The sequence below is a fragment of the Candidatus Palibaumannia cicadellinicola genome (genome assembly GCF_002855795.1).
GTDB lineage: Bacteria > Pseudomonadota > Gammaproteobacteria > Enterobacterales > Enterobacteriaceae > Baumannia > Baumannia cicadellinicola_C.
On the sequence record NZ_NJPO01000009.1, the window covers coordinates 1 to 3,539 of the forward strand.

The 3,539-nt window shown below is 44.1% G+C and carries 5 protein-coding genes; all 5 read right to left on the reverse strand.

Going from position 1 to position 3,539, the window contains the following annotated elements; translation table 11 throughout:
- Nucleotides 1-56: 56 nt before the first annotated feature.
- A complete protein-coding gene (gene pgpA, locus CEX73_RS00235) occupies nucleotides 57-569 on the reverse strand; it encodes a phosphatidylglycerophosphatase A (protein ID WP_101626654.1) in 513 nt (170 codons plus the stop codon).
- Nucleotides 556-1,557 carry a thiamine-phosphate kinase gene (gene thiL / locus CEX73_RS00240; RefSeq protein ID WP_101626655.1) on the reverse strand — a complete coding sequence of 334 codons (1,002 nt, stop codon included), beginning with the start codon at nucleotides 1,555-1,557 and terminating at the stop codon, nucleotides 556-558. The genes pgpA and thiL overlap by 14 nt, the downstream gene beginning before the upstream one ends.
- A gap of 90 nt (nucleotides 1,558-1,647) precedes the next feature.
- Nucleotides 1,648-2,067: a transcription antitermination factor NusB gene (gene nusB / locus CEX73_RS00245; protein ID WP_101626656.1), complete on the reverse strand. Its 420-nt coding sequence runs from the start codon at nucleotides 2,065-2,067 to the stop codon at nucleotides 1,648-1,650.
- A gap of 20 nt (nucleotides 2,068-2,087) precedes the next feature.
- On the reverse strand, nucleotides 2,088-2,561 hold the full coding sequence (gene ribH, locus CEX73_RS00250; protein ID WP_101626657.1) for a 6,7-dimethyl-8-ribityllumazine synthase: 474 nt from the start codon (nucleotides 2,559-2,561) through the stop codon (nucleotides 2,088-2,090).
- 62 nt (nucleotides 2,562-2,623) lie between these two features.
- Nucleotides 2,624-3,539 (reverse strand): bifunctional diaminohydroxyphosphoribosylaminopyrimidine deaminase/5-amino-6-(5-phosphoribosylamino)uracil reductase RibD (gene ribD / locus CEX73_RS00255; RefSeq protein WP_101626658.1); only part of this gene is annotated, 916 nt, incomplete at its 5' end.

A 3,539-nucleotide genomic window follows, 5' to 3' on the forward strand; every position in this document is an offset into this window, starting at 1 on the left:
ATTTTGGTTTAGCAACGTTGATCTATGATATGAACGTCTAAGTATTTTGTTAATTGTTAGCTGAAAAAGAAAAAACTACCTAATGTATGTAGAATGATTAATATTGCGCCTGCGAGAATGCCAGCCACAACATCGTCGATAATTATACCAATTCCTCCTTGCACTTTACGATCAAACCAACTAATCGGCCAAGGCTTCCAAATATCTAAAAAACGAAATAATAAAAAACTAGTTATAATCCAGCGCCAATTATTCATCGGTAAAGCAATTAAAGTTAGCCACATACCAACAAATTCATCCCATACAATACAACTGTGATCATGCACTTTCATATCGTACGCTGTATGATGACAAACATAGATGCCTAGGAAAATACAAAATATTACCACCAGTAAGTCTAGTGGCCAAGGTAATAAGGTTCGCAGCAGAAACCACAGTAGAATCGCTACCAACGATCCAGCCGTACCAGGCATCCAATAAAACATCCCGCTACCAAAACCAGTGGCAAGTAAATGCAAGGGGTTAGATAGTTCAACGCGCTTTTTAGCAGACTGACTATTGAGAATCATAGTAGTCTAGTCCGTCGAATTGAAAGTGGTCATAACCATACCAGTTGTACTGTACAGGATGGTTATGAACCATAAATTGAATACCTTCACCGCTAGGCTTGATTTGACCGATACAGGTGAACGGAGCGCCAATGTAACTCATGGCTACATCTAGTGCTGCACAGTTTATCTTTGGGACTGTGAAACACAGTTCATAATCTTCCCCGCCACTAAGTGCCCAGCGTAATGCCTGGTCCGGTGTAGTATGGCGCTTCAGCGCCGATGAACGGGGAATATTATCTAAATTAATACGTACACCACAATCGCTGTAGACCAGCATACGACGCAAATCATTAATCATACCATCAGAGAGATCGATAGCTGCACTAGCTATATCGCGCAGGATTTGCCCCTGTAGTATGCGTGGTTCAGGACGAAGATGGCGGCCTAGTAGATACTGCCGATCTTCTTCATTATTGACTTGCAGTTGATTTTGCAAAATAGCTAGCCCGGCGGCACTATCTCCTAACGTACCGGTGACATAAACAAAGTCATCAATACAGGCACCAGAACGAGTTAATGCTTGACCTACCGGGATTAGTCCATGAACAGTTAGTGTTAGGCTTAGGGGCCCTCTCGTAGTATCCCCGCCAATTAGCTGCATATTATAATAATTCAGCTGCTGGAATAAACTATCGCTATAGGCAGCTACCCAAGCTTCATCTGCTGAAGGCAACGTCAAAGATAGCGACAGCCAGGATGGATCTGCACCCATTGCAGCTAAGTCACTTAAGTTGACCGCTAGCGACTTATAACCTAAATCTACAGGATCTATCTCCGGCAGGAAATGCGTACCAGCAACTAATGTATCGGTACTGATCGCAATTAGTTTTGTGCCGACTACCGATAATAGCGCACAGTCGTCGCCTATTCCAACTAAAACATCTGGGCGTGTATTACGCATCTGGTTGAAATAACGGTTAATAATCTCAAACTCACCACATGCCATACTATGTCCCAATTCACTTTGACTGTTCTATAAGAGTCAATTACTTACAAAAGTAATATTATATAACCGTAGTAAACAATAACAATAATCTTATTTTTTGTTAGGACGAACCTGAGGTGCCGTTTTTTCCAGAACACCGTTGATAAATTTATAACTATCTTCAGCACCAAAAGTTTTAGCTAGTTCGATTGCTTCATTAATGGCTACTCGGTATGGGACGTCCTGACGCTTACTTAGTTCATATAGCGCAATACGTAACACGGCGCGTTCTACGTGTCCAAGTTTCTCTAGCGGACGAGACAGATTCGGCGCCATTAGCTGATCCAGCGCATGAGCGGCGATCGCTGTGCCAGAATATAGCTCGTGAAAATAAGCGACATCAATACCTTTTATATCTTGTTCCGCCAGTAACTGCACTTCTATATCTGCGATGTCGTTATGAGATAACTGCCATGAGTAAAGCGCCTGGACAGCGCATTCACGGGCACGGCGACGAGCAGTTAGTTTCACATAATTCTCCTTAACTAGACTCACAAGCTTTTGATAGCTTGTAATATGTTAATCATTTCCAGCGCAGCTAGTGCGGCTTCTGCGCCCTTGTTACCAGCCTTGACGCCAGCACGATCAATTGCTTGTTCGATGCTTTCAGTAGTAAGTACGCCGAATGTTACAGGATGTGCACTATTCATAGCTACGGCTGAGAGACCCGAACTACATTCGCTGGCAACGAATTCAAAATGTGCTGTCCCTCCACGTATAATAGTACCCAACGCAACTATGGCGTCATATTTTTGGCTTTTTGCTAACGTGTTGACAGTTAGCGGTAGCTCGTAGGCCCCTGGCACCCACACTACGGTGATGTTTTCGTTTTTTACCTGACCAATACGAATTAGGACATCGATTGCCCCATCAAGCAGGCTATCATTAACGAAGTGGTTAAAACGCGCAATAGCAATAGCAACGTGTGCATTTGGTGCTGCAACAATACCTTTAATAACTTTCATGGGTTTTCTAATATACCAACTTGGGCTGATATTTTAACATAAATATTTTTAACGTGGGTTAATTATACGGCACGGATCGGTTTTAAACGTAGACGCATATCAGGACCAACTTGACGCATATCTAGCAGATCAAAAGTAAGCGCGTCGCTGAGACGTTCTAGTCCTGGCAGTAAGCATAGCGGCCGCGCAGCGGTACCTAGTAATTTCGGCGAAAGATAAAGAATCAGCTCATCTACTAAACCTGCTGACAAGAGCGATCCTACGAGACTAGCTCCAGCTTCAACCCATACATTATTAATATGCCTGCTTCCGAGTTGCATCATCAGCGCCATGATATCAATACGCACTAGACCTTGCTGATTCAATGATGGCAACTGCAGTTGCTCAACCCATGCCGGCCATTTATTCTGGTCTTTTTGTCGGCGCGCTAGCCAAATGAGTCCCTCACTTTGTATCACACGATGGACCGGATTAATCCTATTAGCACTATCAATAATCACCCTCACTGGTTGGCGTAGGTTTTTCTCTTCGCATAAGCACTGAACGTCAGTAGGAAGAGATAACCAACGTACATTAAGTGCTGGATTATCTGCCAACACAGTAGCTGAGGTAGAAAGAATAGCGTCGCTTTCTGCGCGGAATCGCTGTACATCCTGACGCGCTTGGTAAGAAGTGATCCAATTGCTTTCTCCCGATGCCATTGCTGTACGGCCGTCCAAAGAAGCTGCTAGCTTTACTGTTATCCAAGGAAAGCCGGTGCGCATACGTTTAATAAAACCTTTATTAACCATTTCTGCCTCAAGTAGCATGAGGCTATGACGTACTTCTATTCCTGCCTGTTGTAGACGATACAGGCCGCAGCCATTCACTTGTGGATTCGGATCGAGCATAGCAGCTACCACCCGTGTTACGCCAGCTTCAATCAACGCTTCGGTACATGGCGGAGTACGTCCATGGTGGCTGCAAGGCTCTAGAGTT